Source organism: Bacteroides sp. PHL 2737 (genome assembly GCF_004115325.2).
GTDB lineage: Bacteria > Bacteroidota > Bacteroidia > Bacteroidales > Bacteroidaceae > Bacteroides > Bacteroides hominis.
On sequence record NZ_CP040630.1, the window covers coordinates 1216332 to 1237610 of the forward strand.

Annotated in this window: 19 protein-coding genes; 11 read left to right on the forward strand and 8 right to left on the reverse strand. The window is 39.1% G+C overall.

What is annotated here, in order from left to right:
• Nucleotides 1–311: 311 nt before the first annotated feature.
• The 5 genes from DBK98_RS05190 to DBK98_RS05210 all read left to right on the forward strand — a co-directional run bounded on the left by DBK98_RS05190 (nt 312) and on the right by DBK98_RS05210 (nt 4498).
• A complete protein-coding gene (locus DBK98_RS05190; protein ID WP_005812277.1) occupies nt 312–1697 on the forward strand; it encodes a radical SAM/SPASM domain-containing protein in 1386 nt (461 codons plus the stop codon).
• On the forward strand, nt 1694–2038 hold the full coding sequence (locus DBK98_RS05195; RefSeq protein WP_005812276.1) for a hypothetical protein: 345 nt from the start codon (nt 1694–1696) through the stop codon (nt 2036–2038). Before DBK98_RS05190 ends, DBK98_RS05195 begins: the two co-directional genes overlap by 4 nt.
• Complete coding sequence (locus DBK98_RS05200; protein ID WP_005812275.1) at nt 2035–2706, forward strand: nucleotidyltransferase domain-containing protein; 672 nt, start codon at nt 2035–2037, stop codon at nt 2704–2706. Before DBK98_RS05195 ends, DBK98_RS05200 begins: the two co-directional genes overlap by 4 nt.
• A gap of 4 nt (nt 2707–2710) precedes the next feature.
• A complete protein-coding gene (locus tag DBK98_RS23150) occupies nt 2711–3010 on the forward strand; it encodes a hypothetical protein (RefSeq protein ID WP_005812274.1) in 300 nt (99 codons plus the stop codon).
• Between the two features lie 207 nt (nt 3011–3217).
• Entirely contained in the window at nt 3218–4498 is a 1281-nt protein-coding gene (locus DBK98_RS05210) for a kelch repeat-containing protein (RefSeq protein ID WP_005812272.1), read from the forward strand.
• A gap of 470 nt (nt 4499–4968) precedes the next feature.
• Here the strand turns inward: DBK98_RS05210 and DBK98_RS05215 are convergent, their stop codons facing one another.
• Nucleotides 4969–5106, reverse strand: coding sequence for a transposase (locus DBK98_RS05215; protein WP_032542923.1), 138 nt, complete (start codon nt 5104–5106; stop codon nt 4969–4971).
• A gap of 331 nt (nt 5107–5437) precedes the next feature.
• On the opposite strand from DBK98_RS05215, the gene DBK98_RS05220 reads away from it, so the two are divergent.
• The gene (locus DBK98_RS05220) at nt 5438–6616 is read left to right on the forward strand and encodes a 6-bladed beta-propeller (RefSeq protein ID WP_032536487.1); all 1179 of its coding nucleotides are present in this window, start codon (nt 5438–5440) and stop codon (nt 6614–6616) included.
• A 220-nt stretch (nt 6617–6836) separates the two neighbouring features.
• Here the strand turns inward: DBK98_RS05220 and DBK98_RS05225 are convergent, their stop codons facing one another.
• On the reverse strand, nt 6837–9878 hold the full coding sequence (locus DBK98_RS05225) for a DEAD/DEAH box helicase (RefSeq protein WP_032536486.1): 3042 nt from the start codon (nt 9876–9878) through the stop codon (nt 6837–6839).
• Between the two features lie 54 nt (nt 9879–9932).
• Between DBK98_RS05225 and mnmA the strand changes: the two genes are divergently transcribed.
• Nucleotides 9933–11024, forward strand: coding sequence for a tRNA 2-thiouridine(34) synthase MnmA (gene mnmA, locus DBK98_RS05230; protein WP_032536507.1), 1092 nt, complete (start codon nt 9933–9935; stop codon nt 11022–11024).
• A gap of 55 nt (nt 11025–11079) precedes the next feature.
• Here the strand turns inward: mnmA and DBK98_RS05235 are convergent, their stop codons facing one another.
• Entirely contained in the window at nt 11080–12591 is a 1512-nt protein-coding gene (locus tag DBK98_RS05235) for a GH3 auxin-responsive promoter family protein (RefSeq protein WP_005779518.1), read from the reverse strand.
• 169 nt (nt 12592–12760) lie between these two features.
• Between DBK98_RS05235 and DBK98_RS05240 the strand changes: the two genes are divergently transcribed.
• Nucleotides 12761–13771, forward strand: a complete 1011-nt coding sequence (locus DBK98_RS05240; protein ID WP_005779516.1) for an ATP-dependent 6-phosphofructokinase — start codon at nt 12761–12763, stop codon at nt 13769–13771.
• An 18-nt stretch (nt 13772–13789) separates the two neighbouring features.
• On the opposite strand, the gene rnc is transcribed toward DBK98_RS05240, so the two are convergent.
• From rnc to DBK98_RS05255, 3 genes are read right to left on the reverse strand one after another with little or no spacing between them, the layout of a single operon-like run.
• Nucleotides 13790–14662: a ribonuclease III gene (rnc, locus tag DBK98_RS05245; protein WP_005812257.1), complete on the reverse strand. Its 873-nt coding sequence runs from the start codon at nt 14660–14662 to the stop codon at nt 13790–13792.
• A gap of 4 nt (nt 14663–14666) precedes the next feature.
• On the reverse strand, nt 14667–15929 hold the full coding sequence (fabF, locus tag DBK98_RS05250) for a beta-ketoacyl-ACP synthase II (RefSeq protein WP_005779512.1): 1263 nt from the start codon (nt 15927–15929) through the stop codon (nt 14667–14669).
• A 15-nt stretch (nt 15930–15944) separates the two neighbouring features.
• Nucleotides 15945–16181, reverse strand: a complete 237-nt coding sequence (locus tag DBK98_RS05255) for an acyl carrier protein (RefSeq protein WP_005779510.1) — start codon at nt 16179–16181, stop codon at nt 15945–15947.
• A 98-nt stretch (nt 16182–16279) separates the two neighbouring features.
• Between DBK98_RS05255 and purN the strand changes: the two genes are divergently transcribed.
• Nucleotides 16280–16906 carry a phosphoribosylglycinamide formyltransferase gene (gene purN / locus DBK98_RS05260; RefSeq protein ID WP_032530640.1) on the forward strand — a complete coding sequence of 209 codons (627 nt, stop codon included), beginning with the start codon at nt 16280–16282 and terminating at the stop codon, nt 16904–16906.
• 128 nt (nt 16907–17034) lie between these two features.
• Here purN and pdxB read toward each other — a convergent pair whose 3' ends face one another.
• On the reverse strand, nt 17035–18078 hold the full coding sequence (pdxB, locus tag DBK98_RS05265) for a 4-phosphoerythronate dehydrogenase PdxB (protein ID WP_032536485.1): 1044 nt from the start codon (nt 18076–18078) through the stop codon (nt 17035–17037).
• Between the two features lie 132 nt (nt 18079–18210).
• Here pdxB and DBK98_RS05270 point away from each other — a divergent pair, with 132 nt between their 5' ends.
• Together DBK98_RS05270 and DBK98_RS05275 are read left to right on the forward strand one after the other, a co-directional pair.
• The gene (locus DBK98_RS05270; protein WP_032536484.1) at nt 18211–18927 is read left to right on the forward strand and encodes a glycosyltransferase family 2 protein; all 717 of its coding nucleotides are present in this window, start codon (nt 18211–18213) and stop codon (nt 18925–18927) included.
• Between the two features lie 4 nt (nt 18928–18931).
• Nucleotides 18932–20386 (forward strand): glycosyltransferase, encoded by a 1455-nt coding sequence (locus DBK98_RS05275; protein WP_080714555.1) that lies wholly within the window; start codon nt 18932–18934, stop codon nt 20384–20386.
• Here the strand turns inward: DBK98_RS05275 and DBK98_RS05280 are convergent.
• A complete protein-coding gene (locus DBK98_RS05280) occupies nt 20377–21258 on the reverse strand; it encodes a glycosyltransferase family 2 protein (protein WP_032536483.1) in 882 nt (293 codons plus the stop codon). The genes DBK98_RS05275 and DBK98_RS05280 overlap by 10 nt on opposite strands.
• Between the last annotated feature and the right edge of the window lie 21 nt (nt 21259–21279).

Consider the following 21279-nt stretch of genomic DNA (forward strand, 5'->3'; position numbering starts at 1 on the left):
TGATGAAAGAAATGGTTTCTAATAATTTATATAATTAAAAAATATAGTTTTGAGTATATAGGTATTAGGTGTTTGTTATAAAGAATTAAAGGATATTGCACTATGTTTGCAACATACCAAAATTATAATAAGATGGAAAAAATATTAGAAAAATTGTCACCAGAAGAATTAGATTCTATAAAAGGTGGAACTTGGGTTTTGATTGATACGGGATGGGTTTGGATTGAAGGAACAATTTAAAATAGTAGTGCCGAGATCCAGAAATTTGTGAGTGATGAAATTCCAATACTATAATCTTATAATAAAATAATATGAGAACATCATCTTATAATATATTAGTGAATGTAGATAGTAAGCTAAACTTATTCGCTATTTTAAACGGATATACTCAAGCTTTTGACATAGTAAATGAAGATGTTTATTGGGCTCTGAAAACTGGACAAAAACTGGAAGACTTGCCTGATGTTATTCTAAGTAAATTGAAGAAAAGAGGATATGTGACACCATTAACAAAAAGTGAAGAAATAAAATTGGTTCAAGGTCTGTCCGATAGAGCTCGTGAGAATCATTTATTTCAAAAATATAATTTTCATTTTATAGTTTCATATGCATGTAATTTGAGGTGTATATATTGTTATGAAGATAATATATTAAATGGGTGTAATTCTTTATCTAAGAGGACGATGACTTTGGAACAGGTTGATAAAGCCTTTGAAATAATTACTGAAAAGGATAAGGTAAATCAAAGTTCTAAAACAATAGCGTTGTACGGAGGGGAGCCCCTTTTAAGAGAAAACTATGATGTCATATCATATATAGTGGAAAAAGGAAAGCGGATTGATCATACTTTTAGGGTTACTTCTAATGGATATGATATAGATGCTTATGCTTTTATGTTACAAAAAAATAGTAATTTATTTTCGTTTCAGATAACTGTTGATGGAGTTGAAGAAATTCAAAATCAGAGAAAACCTCATTTTAAGAATAGCGATTCTTTTATGAAAATAACTAATAATATTGATTTTTTATTAAAGTGCGGTATTCCTGTTAATGTGCGGATAAATTCTGATTTGTATACAATCAATAAGATTCATAACTTACTCAGTTTTTTTGAAGATAAAGGGTGGTATAAATATAAAAATTTCAGAGCTTATTGTGCCCTTTTACGTCAGGAGGTTGATGTTAAACAACAAATTCAACATTCTCAAATGGGGCAGTTGGATTTATTGAAATACTATAATGATAAAATAAAGAACAAAGAGATAACTGAACGAAAGATCTTTTGTCAAGACTGTGGGACTTTGGCTCTGTTGAAAAATTTATTATTGAATAGAAAACATTCATATAAGGGGAGTTTCTGTGGAGCTCAGACAAATAATATTATTTTTGATCCTTTTGGAGATTTATATTCTTGTTGGGATGTAGTTGGTTTGCCAGAACATAGGGTTGGAAGATATATACCTGATTTTTGTATTGATGATACTAAATCGATTAAATGGTTTGGCCATAGAGTTAGCGATACAAAATGTATACAATGTAAATTTGTACTTTTTTGTGGTGGTGGGTGTTTGGTCAGATCTTTAAGAAAATCTGGTGAAATAAGTTTTGGAAATTGTAATGAGTATCCACAAAGTTTCAAATATTTGATGAAAACAGTTTGTAAGGAGATTCTAGAGAATAATTATGATGTTTTATGAAGGTGGATATTTCTACTATTGTTATGTTGCTGACGGAAGAGGATCTATTAGAAAAATGTGCTATTTCTAATTTCGAGTTTTGTATAGAGAATGTATTGAGGTATATAGAGAATAGAGATTTATTTAATCCTGACTTTTTTTTATTTCAATTGGAAAAGCAAACTGTGAAATTATTAAATTGTATTGAATCGGATTTGATAGATCAATCTAGTGCTATTCGCCTTCGGGGATTATTGCAAGAAGATTTTTCTGAAGCATCTGTTATTTTATTATTAGATATTCTTGAAGATATGAACTATAAAAATAGGAAGAGACCAATAATTGTGAAGAAAATAAGATGAAGCACATAGAAATTGCACATGAAATTATTGATTATTTGCATTTAGTTTTTCCGAATGATTCCATAGCCATAGCAGGTTCTGTTGCAGATGGAACTTTCAAAAAGAATAGTGATATTGACTTACTATTATTGTCAGAAAGACTGAAATGCTCATATGCGGTGAGCTTTTTATATAAAGGAAAGAGTATCAGTATATTTGTGTTTTCTAAGGCTTGTATTCGACGGAATATGGATAAATATTTATATAGTTATCATAATATGCCTCTAAGATATGTCTATTCTTCGCAGTGTGTATATGATAGTGGAAATATGTTGAATGCTATATGTTGTGAAATAGATGATGCTTGTTTGAAAAGGCAATTGTTCAAGAGTATATTATCCAGAGAAATAAAAGATCATATTTTACATCTATTGAACAGAAACAATTTAGATATTATTCATAGAAAGGAGGTGCTGTATTTGGTTGTAAATAAGGTGGTTACTCTCTTTGTCCTGAAAGAGTATTCTAACAAGGTTACATCTAAGATAGAAGGACGAGATCCTTTTACTTTGATTAAAAAAAAGGATGCATATTTATATAATTTGTTGAAAGTGTGTCTACCTTATCATGGTAATTCATTGTTTTTGATGCGCAATTATTTTGAAAATTATATATTAATTAATTATTGAAATCATGAAAAAAGATAAAATGTTTTCATTAAATACTCAAATAGTTGAGTTTAATGATGAGATGGGTCTTGAAGAAAGACTTGAGTTATTGAGTATGCAAGATCTGCAAAACATGAGAGGCGGAGGAGATTGTACTTTAATGGACTCTTGCAAGTGTGCTTTACAAGGTATGACAATTTGTCCAACGGAAAGTTGTGATCCTTATTTTGTTGGTTGTGGCATTGATGAACATCAAGGGTGCAATTCGGATTCTTCCTGTTGGAGAGATGATTTTGATGATGATCATTGTATGGCAATGACATAATCGGGTATCTATATTATTAAAGGGTATAAAAAATAATTGCTATATTACTCTTGTGAATCCTTGCTGACAGGCATTTATATTATTTATATATGTATGTCCCCTTAGTTCGGATATATGTTGCTAAATATAGGTAGTCAACCTTGGATCATTGCATTGGAACCTATTAATGTTATGGTTCAAGGTTGATTTTTATTTAATATTTGTTATATGAGAAATCTGTTTTTAATATTCCTTTTTTGCTATGTAACTGGGAAAGCCCAGGACAGAGCGTGTGTCGTGAGTGAAAAGGATAGCATTCCTCTTTCAAATGTATATATCTGTTTGAAAGATAGGAAAGTCATAGCTATCAGTGATGAAAAGGGTGTGTTCTCATTAGAGAAATATGATTCGTTGTCATTGAATGATACTTTATATTTTTCTCATATTAATTATTTGCACAAGAAATTGTCTTATGGTGATTTAATTAAAAATAGATGTACCGTTTTTTTGATAGAGAATAATCGGGTTTTGGAAGAAGTATCTATTTTTAGCAATAGGCATTTAAATCGCTTTTTGCATTATGAAATATTGTCTCCATTGAAAAGAGGAGTCTATTCGTTTGCTTCGGTCTTGGTAGATGGGCAGATTTATATTGTAGGAGGGAGTACGTCGTGCGGTCCCTTTCAGAATTATATACGTTCTACTCTATTTTGGGAAAAATATAGTAACATGATGTATAGATATGATATCAAGCAAGATAAGTGGGAGACGATCAGGCATAAGTTTAGAGAAAGGGCATATCATACGGCGGGTTATTATGATGGAAAAATTTTTATTTTAGGGGGAAAGAGATTGTCTGAAACCAGAATTGTTGATTATCTGGATAATGCAATAGAAATATATGATATTAAGCGTGATACCGTCTGGACAGATTATACTAATCCGCATCAAGCGACTTTATTGGGATCCGTTGTGTATAAAGATAATATGATTGTTTTAGGCGGTGTTAAAAAGGTTTTGCAAAATAATGAAGGAGTCTATTCGGATGAAATGCATTTATGGAATTTAAAATCCGGCTACTGGTATGAGTTGGGAAAAATGCCGATTAGGCAAGCTCCTGATGCAATTCTGGTTGATCATTGTATTTATTTAATCGGAAATAGTAACGGTGGCGGACGGAGTCTTGAATGTTATAACTTATTGACAGGCGCATGGACCAATGCCGGACATTTGTTATATCGGCTTGGCTGGCCCAGTTTAGCTTATCATAATGATATAATTTATATTTTTGAACAAGGTGTTGTGCAGACGTTCAATATAAAAAGCAGGCAAGTTCGTTCGTATATGATAGATCTGAAATTGAAATCTCCAGCTTTGTATTACTTTGATGGGAAATTATATATTTTGGGAGGATTTTATATGGGAGATCCCTCGCGCAATGTATATAGTATTGATCTGAAAGAATTTGATAAAACAGAAATCGATTATTATTATAACAATAAAAGGTAAGCATTCGGTGAATCCTGTCTATTGTATAGAAACTGAACTTTATTGTTTTTTCTTATTCTACCATTATTATCATATTTTTAAAATCTAAAAGTATCTCTTTGCAATTTTTGAAACAGTCAACTCCTAAATAGCCATTGTATTTGCGATTAGCATTCTTCATGATCAGTATATTGAGCATATGATGAAAAACATAGACTCAGAATTACTAAAATCAAGCTTGTTCTTTTCATAATATTATGGTGTTGTTTACAAATATGGTAAGTCTTATAGATGATAGCAAATATTCTTTTCCAAAATTTGTTAATCTTGTTTGGGGTGCTTGAAGTATTTTAAATTAATATGGTAGAATATTTATTTGGTTTTCTTTTTATCAAGAAATATCGTTCTACACTTGGTTCCATATTTTGACCCCGTTTTACAAGTACATATCCACGTAGTTTCTCTAACAACAAGTCAAGAGGGAGCATACGTCATTGACAACCGGTCTTCACTAAATAAAAGATTGCATTCCAAATCATTCGTAAATCATATTTTCGCTTTCTTGCTTGCGGGTTCAACACTTTTGTTATATATTGCCACTCTGTTTCCGTTAAATCAGTTTGATACATCTTTTTTTAAGTTTGGTCACTTCAAAGAAAGCAACTATCAGACTGATATGGAAACTTTGTTAGAAATTTTTTTTACCGCCTCTAAGCAAACTGCAAAATGCAGTAGTATTGGAAGGTCTGGAAATGAAGGTGATTTTCGGGGGAAGCGGGTCTTCGTTGTGCCCAGATGGTTATCCGTATGTATTCAGGTGTTCTAATGGCAATCTACATTGTTGCAAAGTTAATTCAGAGTCTGTTTGTTGTCCATAATAGACAACTTACTCTTTATTAAATGCTTATCATCTATTTTGGCGGATGATAAGGCTCTGTTAATTAATTAAAATTGAAGATCATGAATATGAGAAAAGTATTTTATTTAGTCTTATCACTTGTAATTGCAGGTTGCACCTCTAATAAGGAACTGCAAGAGAAACTGGCATTTATTGATGTCACCAAAGAATATCCCGAAAAGAAAATTGAGCTCACCGATATTGCGGATGTCTCTTATCTGTACCTCAATTCGAAAAATGATGATTATCTCTATAAAGGCAGCATTGATTATGTAACCGAAAACAATATTATTGTTATAGACCGCTCTCAGAACAGCGTGCTGTTTTTCTCAAAAGAGGGAAATCCCAAATCACATTTTAACCGTAGGGGACAGGGATCGGAAGAATACAGAGATGCATATTCGGTAATGTATGACGAAGCAAATGATGAAGTGTTTGTTTCGCCCGACTTTAGCGATCATATTATGGTCTATTCATCATTGGGTGAATTCAAAAGGAAAATAAATTTACCTCAGACGAATGTTAACGGACAAATGGCCTTATTTGACGATGTGTCCATATTGGTGTATGATAACACGAAATTGTGGAAATCTATCATGCAAAGCAATGCCCCAGATATAGTACAAACCATTGATTCAGCTTTCTTTCTTATTTCCAAATTGGATGGTACAGTGCTGGATTATATCTCACTACCAAACAAAAATATAGATCTGAGTTATAAAGATTTGAACAGTGTATTTACTGGTCAGGTGAGTTACGGACGTGTGAGAAAGTCGGCTGACGGATTACTTTTATACAATCCTGAATCCGACACCGTTTTTCATTACAGCAAAGAAAAGCGTTTAACTCCATATATGCATAAAAAACCAATATTGAGCAGTCAAACCTCAATGACGGTTATGGATATCTGCATGGATGCGGGAAAATATCAGTTTATAGCGGTTTACCCTTATCGGGAAACAGCGAAATCTCCGACACCAAAGTATTATATGCGCAACAAAGCAACAGGAGAACTGTTTCGCCCAAAAATAACTCTTTCCGATTTTGAAGGAAAAGAGTTGTATATCAATCCCCGGCTTTTAAATTATTATGAACATGCATACCACTTTGAACTGGATTTTGCTGAACTCGAAGAAGCATATTACAAAAACAAGCTCAGCGGTAAACTCAAAGAACAGGTTGCTTCACTTCTTGAAGATGAGGAAAGTAATAATGTTTTTGTGTTTGCGGATTTTTATTGATAAAAACACACCTTCTGGGGTTGTTTTCAATATTGAGTGATTTGTAAAAAGAGTTACAGATAAGCCTGGACTACATGAAGAGATGATATTACATGTCGTACCAAGATCAATACAATATTTTAGTAATTGCCAACAAGTCTTCAAACTACAAAACAATGACTTTTCTCGTAGCGCACTCAGCGATAATGCTCATTATTAAATATTTAATAGAGGGGGAAGTTTACAAAAGTCCCGCCCACTCCTGGTTGGTTAGTGTGGGGAGCTGATCTGTTTCTGTGATGAAAGTTTCCGCCAGTTTTCGTTTTTCCTCTTGTAGCTGTATGATTTTCTCTTCTATGCTCCCTTGCGTGATGAAACGGTAAGCAATTACTTGTTTGTCTTGTCCGATACGGTGCGCGCGGGCAATGGCCTGTGCTTCGGCTGCCGGGTTCCACCAGGGATCGATGATGAACACATAGTCTGCTTGTGTCAGGTTGAGGCCCACTCCTCCGGCTTTTAGTGAGATAAGGAAAGCTTGTATCCTGGGGTCACGGCTAAAGCGTGCAATCTCTTCCGGGCGATTGGTAGAAGAGCCTGTTAGAAGAGCATAATCCCATTGACGTTTACGAAACTCATCGGCCACCAATTCCAGATGTTTAACGAAAGAAGAAAAGATCAGGACCTTATGGCCTTCGCTCCGGAGTGTTTCGAAGGTCTCTATAATCAGGTTTAGTTTACCGGATTCACCGATGAAACCGGGTAAAATCATCTGCGGATGGCAGGCGAGTTGCCTTAAACGGAGAATCCCGTTGAGTACTATGAGCGGTTGCTGACCCTTCTCTACGGTCTGTTCCAGCAGAATGTTCCGGAGACTGTTCTTTTCATGTTGGTAGAGCTCGTTCTGTTTCTTTGCCATGTCGCAATAAATCACTTCTTCGGTTAATGACGGTAGTTCCGGAGCTACTTCCTGCTTGCTTCTGCGTAGTATAAATGGGGAAATGAGTTGTCGTAAACGAAACTTCATCCGTTCGTCACCTTGACGGATGGCGTTGACGAACTGTTTGCTGAACGCTGTCTCGTTTCCTAAAAGTTCAGGCTGTAGAAAATGAAACTGTGCCCAAAGATCCTTCAGGGAATTCTCAATAGGAGTTCCTGTCAGAATTAGCCTGTGTTTACTTTGTAATTGTATCGCTGAACGGAATGTAAGTGATTCGCTGTTTTTTATGTTTTGACTTTCATCGAGAACTATGTACTCAAACTTATATTGGGATAAAGTCGCAATATTATTGCGCATCGTGCCATAAGTGGTAAAGACCAGATGATATTGGTCGAAGTGCTTTGACAAGCGATTGATTTCATTGGCGGAGTTTCCGTTATATTCCGTCATTGACAGGCTGGTAAAACGGGATGCTTCCCGTTTCCAGTTATGCAAAAGCGAGGTAGGCACAACAATAAGGGTGGCATGCAGACGTGGTGTCTGGCTTTTCTTTTGATTTAGTACAGCACATTGCAAGTCGTTTTGTCCGCTTCGGGAGGCGTTGGGGGCTTCGGTTTTTACCGGAAAAAGTGATAACTGCCCCTTTTCATCGAAGAAAGCTTCCTTTTGTACAGGAGAGCCTTGAATGTTTTCTTTCTCTTCCAGGCTGTTTGTTTCCTGATTTGTTGAGGCGGCTGTTCCCGGTTTGTAGATGTATTGTAAAAGTGTAAGGGTTTGCAAGGTCTTTCCAAGGCCCATATCATCGGCCAGACATCCTCCGAATCTTTCGAGGTATAGGTTTGCCATCCATGAGAAACCTTTCTGCTGATAGGGGCGAAGATTGGCCTTGAGTCCTGCAGGTACAGGGATTAGTTTCTCCAATCGGAGGTCGATTGCTATACCTGGACCTTTTTCCAGGATCGATTTTATTACACCCACAAAAGGACGCTTCAGTCGGATGTTCTTACCTGATTCTTTACCTATCTCAAGCAGATTGGCGTATTTGGTGAACCATTCTTCGGGGAGGAGGATAATGCGTCCGTCAGAGAGGGGATATTCCCTGTTGTTGTCCAGTATATTTTTGCGGAATCGGCTAAAGGGAATTTTCTGATTGTCTATGACGACATTGATATGTAATTCGAACCAGTCGGGGCCATCTTCGTAATCCTGTTCTATCCGGATATCCGGAAGATAGTATGGCTTCTTGTGCGTATCACTTGATAAGATAAACTTTTCCAGTAGCATTTCCCGGTGACGGCTGACCCACTCGGTAATGTTTTTTTCGGGAGCGATAGGCGATAGTTTGAAATGAGAATCACTGACACATTGTAATCCGGCTTTTTGAAGCAGACGGATTGCCTGCTTCTCGGCAGCTGAGTTACGTTGGAAATAGTGGATGACAGTTTGTCCATTCTCTTGCTCCCGGAAGATGATTTTCTTGATTCCATCGGAACCATGAGGTGAAAAAGTCCGGTCTCCATAACGAAAATCAAGCCGTAACAAAGTATTATTATAGATTGTATCTTCAAGGTAGAGATAAGCATCACACGGACGTCTTTCTCTGATCACTTTGACTCCTTGAATATTGATTTCATGGTAATATGCAAGGGGAATCATGATATTGTCTATGTATTTTTCAGTCAATGAAGCGTCCACACTGATACGTTCTTTCTTGGTGAAAGGCAGTAAGCGTGAAGCTTCAATATGGGGGACAGTAAATAAATCCATACCCAGCAATAAGGTGGCAGGATTGGAGGTGAGGACAGTGACAGGTTTTTGTTCCATCAGTGAAACCGGCAGGTCGTCATAGTAGCATTGCAGTTGATAGCTGAAATATTCCTCGGTTACTTTAAAAGAGAAATGGGCTTCTAAATCGTGGGGATGGACACGGTATGCATGGTGTTCATAGAGTTGCTTGCTTCCACTTGGTTTCTGATAAAACGGAAGTTGCCTGGTGCGTATCAGTTCTAACATCTCCAACAGTTTCTTCTCTATGAAAGGACGGATTTGTTCTTTAAGTTTGTTATTGTCCTCGGCCAGTTTGCGGAGGAATTTAGGGACTGTTTTTTCACGGGAATAGACTCCCATCAGATATTTTTCAGTATAATGAGAAGCAATGTCAATGGCTTTTTGTTCTGCTTCATTCATTTTTTTGATCGCATCGGGAGAGGCATGGAAAGCTTGTTCGATCACTTCCAACGTGTTGTCAGGGGTTCGGCTGACAGTGTAGGGGATGAGTAATATCCCCAGAACAGGGTGCTCTACGAGTACAATGACAACTTGGTTGGTGGAAAGTGCTTTTTTCATTCTGTCCGGTTTGGAAGGTCAAAGATACGGGATTTTATGTAATTTTGCGGTATGATGGAGGAAAACAAACGAGTCTTATTGGGAATGAGCGGTGGTACGGATAGCTCTGTGGCTGCCATGCTATTACTTGAAGCCGGTTATGAAGTAACGGGAGTTACCTTTCGTTTCTATGAGTTTAATGATTCTACGGAATACTTGGAAGATGCCCGTGCATTAGCAACTCGCTTAGGTATCGAACACATCACTTATGATGCGCGTGAGATTTTCCGGAAGAAAATTGTTGATTACTTTATCGATGAATATATGGCCGGACATACTCCGGTCCCCTGTACTCTTTGCAACAACTGGTTAAAATGGCCTTTGTTGGCCAAGATTGCCGATGAAATGGGTATTTTCTATTTAGCTACCGGTCATTATGTGAGAAAGAAATGGATGGACGGAAGCTATTATATTACGCTTGCCGCAGATCCGGATAAAGACCAGTCATTTTTTCTGTGGGGATTAAAACAGGATATTTTGCAACGTATGTTGCTTCCGATGGGTGAGATGACTAAACCTGAAGCACGTGCTTATGCTGCCGGAAGAGGTTTTGAGAAAGTTTCAAAAAAGAAAGATAGCATTGGGGTTTGTTTCTGTCCACTTGATTACCGTAGTTTTCTGAAAAAGCATCTTTGCGATGCGGGAGGCGACAGGAGCAATAAAATAATCCGGGAAGTGGGCAAAGGCAGATTCCTCGATGAAAGCGGCAATTTTATTGCCTGGCATGAGGGATATCCTTTTTATACCATAGGGCAACGCAGGGGGTTAGGCATCCAACTGAACCGTGCTGTTTTTGTAAAGGAGATCCATCCTGAAACCAATGAAGTGATATTGGCTCCTTTAAAGTCCCTTGAAAAGTCAGAGATGTGGTTGAAAGACTGGAATATAGTCAATGAATCCCACCTGCTGGGCTATGATGATATTATTGTGAGAATACGTTATAGGAAACAGGAAAACCATTGTTCTGTCACAATCACTCCGGAGGGATTATTACATATACAACTACACGAACCTTTGTCCGCCATTGCAGAAGGACAAGCAGCCGCTTTCTATAAGGATGGTTTGTTGTTGGGAGGAGGGATTATAACGATGGATGATGAACGATGAATCGTATGCGGATAGCACACAGCCCATTCATCGTTCATCGTTTATCGATTATCGTTCATTGTTTATTCAAAGCAATCATTTCTTCAATGTAGTCTCTTGTATTGCTGAGTCTCGGTACTTTATGCTGACCACCTAATTTCCCTTTTTGAGCTAACCAGTCATGGAAAAGTCCTTTGCGTGCGACAATCACTTCCAATGGTTGGAGAGCGATATCTTTCCATCGTTTTGCTTCGTAGTCGGAGTTTACTTCTTTCAGTGTAGTGTCCAGTACCGCCGCAAATCTTTCGATGGAATCGGGCATTTTGGCAAACTCAATAAGCCATTGATGACGGCATTTGGCATTTTCATCCATAAATACGGGGGCAGCGGAATATTCGCTGACTTGAGCACCAGTTTCAGCACATGCTTTGGCAAGCCCTTTTTCTGCATTATCTACGATCAGCTCTTCACCAAAAGCATTGATGAAGTGCTTGGTACGTCCTGTAATGACGAACTTATACGGATTCTTTCTGGTGAATTTCACAGTATCCCCGATCATGTACCGCCATAATCCGCAGGAAGTGGAGATCACCATAGCATAATTTTTATTTAGCTCTACTTCTTCAAGGCAATAGGTGCGGGGATTCTCTTTTTCCACATCCTCCAAAGGAATAAATTCGTAGAAAATACCATAGTCAATCATCAATAACATAGATGGGTCGGAGAAATCGTTTTGTGTCCCGAAATAGCCTTCCGATGCATTGTAGGTTTCGACATAATGCATTTTAGAAGAATGAATGACTTGCTTATATTGTTCACGGTAAGGGGTAAAAGCGACGCCTCCATGGAAGAATACTTCCAGATTGGGCCATACTTCTTCCAAGGTCTGCTTGCCTGTTTTTTCAAGAATACGTTTGATTAAGACCAACATCCAGGAAGGAACACCCGAAAGATTGGTTACATCTACCGGTATGGTGCTGTTGGCGATAGCTTCAATTTTGGTTTCCCATTCGTCCATTAATGCTATTTGCTTGCTTGGCACACGTATCAGGTTGATCAGCGGACTTACATTCTGGATCAATATGGCTGAAAGGTCACCTACCAGACTATGGTTGGAGTTCAGGTTCGGACTATGGCTGCCTCCCAGAATCAGTCCTTTACCGGAAAAAAAACGGCTGTCGGGATTCATGCGGAAGTAGATTGCGGCCGCGTCTTTTCCTCCCCGGTAATGAATATCCTGCAAGGCCTCTTTGCTAACCGGAAGAAACTTGCTTTTATCGTTTGTGGTGCCCGAGGATTTTGCAAACCAGCGTATTTCTGAAGGCCACAATAGGTTTTGTTCGCCTGCACGGAGACGTTCCACATAGGGCTTTACTTCTTCGTAGGTTTGTATGGGGAGTCGGTTTTTAAAGTCTTCGTAATTGCGGATAGATTTATAATCATACTTCTTTCCCCATTCAGTATTTTCTGCCTGTTTTACGAGACGGGTCAATACCCGGTGCTGTATATCTCCGGCTTGTGTATCATAAAGATCTATGGCTTTTAAACGGGAATCAAATACTTTGCTTATAATCTTTGTAATATTCATTGCTCTTTAACATATAATGTTTAGTCGTGCAAAAATAGCCTTAATTATCTTTTTTTTCTATCTTTACGACGGAAATAATAGTTAAAAGTGAAGATATGTCATGCTTTTGCAGACAGATGGGTAACTTTTTTCTTTTAAATACGTAATATTCAATAAAAAAAGAGCAGCAATGAAGATCGGAATTCTTACATCCGGAGGAGATTGCCCCGGCATAAACGCTACGATTCGCGGGGTGTGTAAAACGGCCATTAATCATTATGGAATGGAAGTTGTGGGGATTCACAGTGGTTTTCAGGGATTGCTGACGAAAGAGGTAGAATCGTTTACTGAAAAATCCTTGTCCGGATTGCTAAACCTGGGTGGTACTATGTTGGGAACTTCACGCGAGAAGCCGTTCCGTAAGCAAGGTATTATTTCGGATGTGGATAAACCGGCGCTGATACAACGTAATATTGCTGAATTGGGACTTGATTGCGTGGTGTGTATCGGTGGAAATGGTACGCAAAAGACTGCCGCAAAATTTGCAGCGATGGGAATTAATATCGTTTCTGTTCCTAAGACGATCGATAATGATATCTGGGGTACGGATATCTCTTTCGGATTCGATTCGGCAGTGAGCATTGCTACAGATGCTATCGACCGGCTTCACTCTACGGCAAGCTCTCACAAGCGGGTGATGGTAATCGAAGTGATGGGGCATAAAGCAGGATGGATTGCTCTATACTCGGGTATGGCAGGAGGAGGAGATGTAATCCTGGTTCCGGAGATACCTTATAATATAAAAAATATAGGGGATACAATTTTAAATCGTTTAAAAAAGGGGAAACCTTATTCGATTGTGGTCGTTGCCGAAGGTATCCAGACTGATGGGCGTAAGCGTGCTGCCGAATACATCGCCCAGGAAATTGAATATGAGACAGGTATTGAGACGCGTGAAACGGTGCTTGGCTATATTCAGCGCGGTGGCTCACCTACACCTTTCGACCGTAACTTATCTACCCGAATGGGAGGGCATGCAACGGAGCTGATTGCTAATGGGCAGTTTGGACGTATGATTGCATTGAAAGGTGATGAAATATCTTCCGTTGCATTAGAAGAAGTAGCCGGAAAGTTGAAATTAGTGACTGAAGAACATGACCTTGTGGTACAAGGGCGCAGGATGGGAATATGCTTCGGATAATAATCGGAGGTGTTTAGATTATATACTGATATTTTCAGTTGATGTTATTTTATCAACTTGCGGAGATTCCTCTGTCTGGTTTATTTCAGGATCGTCGGGTGTATCTTCTGTGGAGATATTATTCTGTACTTTGGCTTCTTGTACACCTGCCATGAACTCAGGATCTCCTTTGATTTTTTTGAGGGCCATCTGTGCGGCATTCTGTTGTGATTCCTTTTTGGAGTATCCTGTACCGGCTCCTCCGAGTATGCCTTCAATCCGGACTTCTGTCTGAAACACGGGATTATTCTCTTTGTCAAGGAACTGTTCTATTAATTCGAAAGAAACTTCCATCTTGTTTTTCTGGCTCCATTCAATCAGTTTAGACTTGAAGTTCACCTCTTTGCGTGAGAGTTTGTCCAGATCTATATAGGGCTCGATGATTTTCTTCTGCATAAACTGTTTGCAACATTCATATCCCCGGTCAAGATAAATGGCTCCAATAAAAGCTTCGAACGCATTCCCATACATATAGCTGTTGTGGGAAGAAGAACGTGTAGAATATTTGATAAGTTTGTCCAGGCCTATTTCGACAGCCAGTTTATTTAATGTTTCACGCTGAACTATTTTAGAACGGGTGTTTGTCAGGAATCCCTCTCTTTTACCTTCAAAATGTTGATAGACAATATCCCCTACGATGGCGTCAAGAATGGCGTCACCAAGGAATTCCAGGCGTTCGTTGTTCAACGGACGTCCTTTCTCCGAACGTACAGCTGTCGATTTATGCAGGAGAGCCTGCTCGTATAGCCGGATGTTGCGTGGATAGAATCCAAGTATGCGATAAAAACAAAAATAAGACTCTCTATCCTTACAGAACAGGAGCCTTATCTTATCTATTTTATTACGTAACACGACTTTATTCAGCGTATTTCTTGAAGATTACACAAGCATTGTGACCACCAAATCCGAATGTATTCGAAAGGGCAACGTTAACTTCACGTTTCTGTGCTTTGTTGAACGTGAAATTAAGGTTATAGTCGATGTTCTCGTCGTTATCACCTTCGGCATGATTGATAGTCGGAGGAACGATGCCGTTCTTGATGGCAAGGATACTTGCAATAGACTCTACCGCACCGGCAGCACCCAACAAGTGACCTGTCATTGATTTGGTTGAACTGATATTCAACTCAAAAGCATGTTCGCCAAATACTTCCTTGATTGCTTTGGCTTCCGATATATCACCCACCGGAGTGGATGTACCGTGAACGTTGATGTAATCCACTTCTTTAGGATCCATTTCTGCATCTTCCAGGGCATTCATCATCACCAGTTTTGCACCAAGTCCTTCCGGATGAGATGCTGTCAGGTGGTGAGCGTCAGCAGACATACCTACACCGGCTACTTCTGCATATATTTTTGCGCCACGGGCTTTTGCATGTTCAAGTTCTTCAAGAATCAAACATCCTCCACCTTCACCCATTACAAAACCGTCGCGGCTCGCGCTGAACGGACGAGATGCTGATTGTGGTTCGTCGTTACGAGTTGACAATGCATGCATAGCGTTGAAACCTCCTACACCGGCTGCTGCGATAGCGGCTTCCGAACCACCGGATACAATCACGTTTGCCTTACCCAGACGGATCAGGTTGAATGCATCGGCGATGGCGTTAGTAGAAGTTGCACATGCAGAACAAGTTGCGTAGTTCGGGCCGTGGAAACCATACATAATAGAAATCTGTCCGGCAGCAATATCTGAAATCATCTTAGGGATGAAGAACGGATTATACTTGGGACCGTTTTCTTTGTGAAGGGCATAATTGCTTGTTTCCTCCTCAAATGTACGTATACCACCGATACCGGCACCAAAAATAACGCCGATTCTGTTTAAATCCTCATTTTCGATATCAAGACCCGAGTCTGCAACCGCTTCTTTGGCAACGGCAACGGCATACTGTGTGTACAAGTCCATTTTACGTGCCTCTTTGCGGTCGATATATTGAGTTACATCGAAGCCTTTCACTTCACATGCAAATTGAGTCTTGAATTGCGATGCATCGAAATGAGTAATAGGTCCTGCTCCACTAACCCCGTTCACGAGGTTTTCCCAAAATTCCGGGACAGTATTGCCAACAGGAGTAATGGCGCCCAGACCTGTTACTACAACTCTCTTTAATTCCATACTGATGAAATCGAATTACTTAGCGTGTTCTTCGATGTAAGCTACAGCATCCTGTACTGTGCCAATCTTTTCAGCTTGGTCATCAGGAATAGAGATACCGAATTCTTTTTCGAATTCCATGATAAGTTCTACAGTGTCAAGAGAATCAGCTCCCAGGTCGTTAGTGAAGCTTGCTGTTTCTGTAACTTCTGATTCTTCTACGCCCAATTTATCGACGATAATCGCTTTCACTCTTGATGCAATTTCAGACATAACTTTAAGTTTTTAATTAATAATTAGTTTTATTTCTTTAAATTTGCGGTGCAAAGGAATAAATATTTATCGTCCTGCGCAAATTTTTGATTAAATAAATGCAATCTTTTGCACATTTTTCACTGTTTTGTGCACTAAAAGGTCTGATTATGGAGAAAAACATCGCTATTTTTGCTTCCGGCTCTGGTACAAATGCTGAAAACATTATCCGGTATTTCGAGGGAAATGATTCAGTCAGGGTAAAATTAGTTCTTTCTAACAGGAAGGACGCGTATGTTTTGGAGCGTGCACATCGTTTAGGAGTGCCCTGTAGGGCTTTTCCGAAGTCTGATTGGGAAATAGCGGAATCCATCTTGGATTTGCTGCGTGAACATCAGATTGACCTGATAGTGTTAGCCGGCTTCTTGTTGCGTATACCGGATGCACTTTTGCATGCTTATCCTAATAAAATTATAAATATTCATCCGGCTCTTTTACCTAAGTTTGGGGGAAAGGGGATGTATGGCGATCGGGTGCATGAGGCGGTGGTAATGGCAGGAGAGTCCGAAAGTGGTATTACTATACATTATATAGACGAGCATTATGATGAGGGAAGTATCATTTTTCAAGCTAAATGTTCAGTACTTCCCGGAGATACCCCTGCGGAAGTGGCTAAAAAAGTTCATGCATTGGAATATGAATGGTTTCCCAGGATCATAGAACAAACCGTAAATACCTTCTTATAGAGCTGGTTTTCTGAGGAAATGTTTTATAGTATCGTATGAGGTTGTGTCGAAACTCTTTTCACCACAGCCTCATGCGATATTTAATATCCTCTTATTGAGGATCGGCATTATCAGGGTTAAATAGTAAATCAACCGATATTAATCTTATATGCTCCTTCTTCTCTCCTTAATGGGTAATCTCCCCGGAGTTGTTCAAATAGCTTCGGATGGGTCTTTAGTGCATCGCTGTCCCGTCGGGGATCGTAAATTTGCAGGGAGGCCGCTTCATAAGTTGTTGCGGAAATTATTTTGTTTTCCGGTTCCGGAGGAACAATCTGATAGCCGGCTCCAATCCGGAAGAACCGGCATAAGGCTTCAAGTGACATTCGGGTTGCGTTTGCTTTTCCGTCTGCGGAATATCCGGCGATGTGAGGAGTGCCTATAATTACTTTCTCTAATAATTTAAGATTGATATCCGGTTCATGTTCCCATACATCAATGACAGCATCGGACAAGGTACCTGACTGAAGAGCATCGAGCAGTGCCTCTGTTTCGATAACTTCACCGCGTGAGGTGTTCATGACTATCGCCCCCTTTTTCAGTGAACGGAAGAAGTGTTTGTCTGCCAAATGATAAGTTTTATATTTTCCCTCCTTATATAAAGGTACATGAAATGTGATTATGTCACACTCTTTGGCTATATTCTCTAAAGTAGTGAACATTGTGCTTTCTTCTTTTTCTGCTCTGGGAAGATCGTTCAGCATTACTCGCATTCCTAATTTTCGGGCTACATCAGCTACTTTGCTTCCTACATTTCCTACGCCTACGATGCCAATGGTCATTTGATGCAACTTCATTGCATGGGTTTGTTGTAAAATGAACAGGGCAGATTGGATATATTGTGCAACGGATGCCGAATTACATCCCGGGGCATTGGTCCATGTGATACCTGCTTCCCGGCAATAGGCTGTGTCGATATGATCGAATCCTATTGTAGCGGTTGCGATAAATTTTACTTTGCTTCCGGCAAGCAGTGAACGGTTACAATGCGTACGTGTGCGGATAATTAATGCATCGGCATCATGTATCAGTTCCGGGGTGAAATCTTTTCCCGGAGCATATACTACTTCATCGGCTATTTGCTCAATAGCCTCTTTGATGTAAGGTATTTTGTTGTCTACAATAACTTTCATGATTGATCAGGGGTTTGCATGCAAAGGTAGGAAATAAAAAGCAGGAAAGATTGGCTATATGGAAAATATTGCATAGATTTGCCCGGTAATGCGCATTACGATAAGTTTGAACTTAGACAATTTATATCAATAATGAAGTGTATCCACATTATTACTCCGGTAAAAGATTCTATTGAGTTGACGTTGCAAACAGCTGAGGCTATTTTAAAATCAGATTTCACCGTTCCTTTTCATTATACTATTTATAATGATTTCAGCACCGATGAAAACACGAAACGACTGAAGGAAGCATCCCTGGCGATGGGATTTGAGTTAATTAATCTGTCCGAGATCACTTCTCATCCTTCTCCCAATTATTTGCTGGTGCTTCAGATGGCACAAGAAAAGGCTGTTGCCGCTGAAGCAGGCTTGCTGATCGTTGAATCTGATGTGATTGTGAAAAAACACACTTTACAGGCTCTTTTTGATGGTGCGCGGTCCAGACAAAACTGTGGAATAGCTGCTGCTGTGACAGTAGATGAGAACGAGGTAATTAATTATCCCTATTTATATGCGAAAGGCAAAGAAAATCAGGTGTTTCCGGAAAAGAAACATCTTAGTTTCTGCTGTTCTTTGCTGACAACCGACTTTCTGCGTGCTTTTGATTTTCATTCTTTGAATCCGGAAAAGAATTGGTTTGATGTAACTATTTCCCATCAGGCACTTGAAAAAGGTTTTGTCAATTATCTGTTTACTACTTTGACTGTATGGCATCGCCCGCATAGTAGTCGTCCATGGAAACAGTTGAAATATACGAATCCGCTTAAATATTACTGGTTGAAGTTCACTAAAGGATTGGATAAAATTTGATGGTATGGCAAAGCCGTTAGTATCTGTAGTTATTCCTGTATATAATATGGAGGAGTTTCTGGAGGAGACACTGGATTCTGTCCTGTCTTCTGATTATCCGAACTTTGAGGTGATTGTGATGGATGATGGTTCGAAAGACCGTTCTTTTGAAATTGCCGAAAGCTATAAGTCCCGGTATGAAAATGTAAGGGTTTACACACAAGTAAATAGTGGCGTTGCTACGGCTCGTAATCATGCTATTTCTAAAGCAGGCGGAGTATATATCTTGCCGGTCGATGCTGATAATCGTATTAGTAAAGAATTGATTCATTCTGCTGTAGATATACTGGAGTCGGATCCGGAAGTAAAAGTGGTCTGTCCACGTGCCGAGTTTTTCGGAGACCGTTCGGGCGAATGGGTATTACCACCTTTCTCGCTATCATTGCTTGCTCGTAAAAATATGATGGATACTTGTGCTGTTTACCGTAAGTCCGAATGGGAAAGAATTGGAGGATACTGTGCGGAGATCGTGGCTCGTGAAGATTGGGAATTTTGGATCTCAATGTTAAAGGATGGAGGAAAGGTTGTAAAGTTGCCGGAAATAGGTTTGTTTTATCGGGTGCGCGAACAGTCTAAACGTGTTACTGACCGTTTGCTAAAAAAGCATGTGATTGACGTTCTAAATAGACGACATCCTGATTTCTTTGAGCGGGAATTGGGAGGGCCGTTACGTTATCAGCGTTCCTGGTCAAGGTTAATCAATCGGATTTCCCGAATAATCCACCCTCGGAGAGTCTTCGTTGGAGATGATTTTCAGGACTTATCTTCTTTTGTACGTGTATTACCTGTGCATTTTGAGAATGGAGGAACGTTGATATATGAAGGAAGAAATAAATTGAAAGAGTTTGAAATACATGGTAGAAAGTTGATAGTGAAGTCATATCAGCTTCCTCACCTGATTAATCGAATTGTTTATAATTCTTTTCGTGCCTCTAAAGCCCGCCGTTCTTATCAATACGCACAGATGCTGCGTAAAGCAGGTATTGGTTCTCCTGCTCCTGTTGGATTTTATTCTACGGGAACATGGTTGTTGTTTGGCCGTAGCTACTTTGTGAGCCTAAAGTCCGAATGTCCTTATACGTATCGTAATCTGTTAGAGGAGACTTTTACCGGTGACAAAGAAAAGGTATTACGTGCTATAGCACGTACCACAGCAGCTTTACACGAAAACGGTTTTCTACATAAAGATTACTCGGGAGGGAATATTCTTTTTAGGGAAACGGATAAAGGCATTGAAGTGGAAATCATTGATTTAAACCGCATGCGTTTTGGTAAAGTCGACATAGAAACCGGTTGTAAGAACTTTGAGCGCTTGCCCGGAACACACGAGATGTTTGTTATCTTGGCAGATGAATATGCCAAAGTGAGGGGATTCGATGCCGATAGATGTCTGGAACTGATTGAGAAGAGTCATTTATGACGCATTGATTGAGACAACCCTTTGCCTAAGATTATGGTGGGCAGTATATACCAACGTCTGAAGTGGAAACATAATTTGATTATAATGATCCATTTATATATGATATAGAATAAAAAATTGGAATGCTTTTTATATACATATAATTTTGAAATAAACCTTTCTTTGTAAGCCAACGCATAAACTTTTGTAGATTCACCTTGGAGGTGTAAAAATCTATAGGTTGGCAGAACCGTTGACTGATAGTTGTGATAAGATAATCTTGTACAGATATCATACTCTTCATAATAGAGGAATATATTAGTATCAAAGCCTTTGATTTTGAAGAAGACTTCTGAAGGAAACATCATAAATGCTCCGTTGATCCATGAAGCATGTATAGGAAACTGGTATACTTTCTTTTTTCGTTTGGGGTAGCGGGCGGGACATAATCTTTCCGGGATGTCGTTTCCTAAAATCTCATATAGAATACCGATTGGATGATTGAATGAGGGTACTGCCTTCAGGTGTTTGTTGTATTGCTGTGGTGTAATGCATCCTGTTTGAGGATTTTCTTTCAGGTAGTTGCATAATGGGCTAATGCAGTCCTCTAATAGCTCAGTGTCATTGTTTAGAAAACAGAGGTATTTCCCTTGGGCTATGTTTGCGCCAACCATATTCCCTGCCCCGAAACCACTGTTTATTTTGTTGCGTATAATAGTAATTTCCTGACCGGAAAGATTTTCAGTAAGGTGTTGATAGTCTGTTTCCTGGCTGGCATTGTCGACAACTATTATTTCGTAAGTGCCATTAGGCAGGTATTTGTGTATACTGTTAATGCAGTTTAGGGTTAATCGGGAGGTATTATAATTCAGGATGATAATTGATACTTTCATAGTGGTATGGGGTTTATTTAA

Coding starts and splice junctions, on each gene's coding strand:
- DBK98_RS05190 (WP_005812277.1), top strand. CDS start 312: ATGAGAACATCATCTTATAATATATTAGTGAATGTAGATAGTAAGCTA.
- DBK98_RS05195 (WP_005812276.1), top strand. CDS start 1,694: ATGAAGGTGGATATTTCTACTATTGTTATGTTGCTGACGGAAGAGGAT.
- DBK98_RS05200 (WP_005812275.1), top strand. CDS start 2,035: ATGAAGCACATAGAAATTGCACATGAAATTATTGATTATTTGCATTTA.
- DBK98_RS23150 (WP_005812274.1), top strand. CDS start 2,711: ATGAAAAAAGATAAAATGTTTTCATTAAATACTCAAATAGTTGAGTTT.
- DBK98_RS05210 (WP_005812272.1), top strand. CDS start 3,218: ATGAGAAATCTGTTTTTAATATTCCTTTTTTGCTATGTAACTGGGAAA.
- DBK98_RS05215 (WP_032542923.1), bottom strand. CDS start 5,106: ATGTATCAAACTGATTTAACGGAAACAGAGTGGCAATATATAACAAAA.
- DBK98_RS05220 (WP_032536487.1), top strand. CDS start 5,438: ATGAATATGAGAAAAGTATTTTATTTAGTCTTATCACTTGTAATTGCA.
- DBK98_RS05225 (WP_032536486.1), bottom strand. CDS start 9,878: ATGAAAAAAGCACTTTCCACCAACCAAGTTGTCATTGTACTCGTAGAG.
- mnmA (WP_032536507.1), top strand. CDS start 9,933: ATGGAGGAAAACAAACGAGTCTTATTGGGAATGAGCGGTGGTACGGAT.
- DBK98_RS05235 (WP_005779518.1), bottom strand. CDS start 12,591: ATGAATATTACAAAGATTATAAGCAAAGTATTTGATTCCCGTTTAAAA.
- DBK98_RS05240 (WP_005779516.1), top strand. CDS start 12,761: ATGAAGATCGGAATTCTTACATCCGGAGGAGATTGCCCCGGCATAAAC.
- fabF (WP_005779512.1), bottom strand. CDS start 15,929: ATGGAATTAAAGAGAGTTGTAGTAACAGGTCTGGGCGCCATTACTCCT.
- DBK98_RS05255 (WP_005779510.1), bottom strand. CDS start 16,181: ATGTCTGAAATTGCATCAAGAGTGAAAGCGATTATCGTCGATAAATTG.
- purN (WP_032530640.1), top strand. CDS start 16,280: ATGCAATCTTTTGCACATTTTTCACTGTTTTGTGCACTAAAAGGTCTG.
- pdxB (WP_032536485.1), bottom strand. CDS start 18,078: ATGAAAGTTATTGTAGACAACAAAATACCTTACATCAAAGAGGCTATT.
- DBK98_RS05270 (WP_032536484.1), top strand. CDS start 18,211: ATGAAGTGTATCCACATTATTACTCCGGTAAAAGATTCTATTGAGTTG.
- DBK98_RS05275 (WP_080714555.1), top strand. CDS start 18,932: ATGGCAAAGCCGTTAGTATCTGTAGTTATTCCTGTATATAATATGGAG.
- DBK98_RS05280 (WP_032536483.1), bottom strand. CDS start 21,258: ATGAAAGTATCAATTATCATCCTGAATTATAATACCTCCCGATTAACC.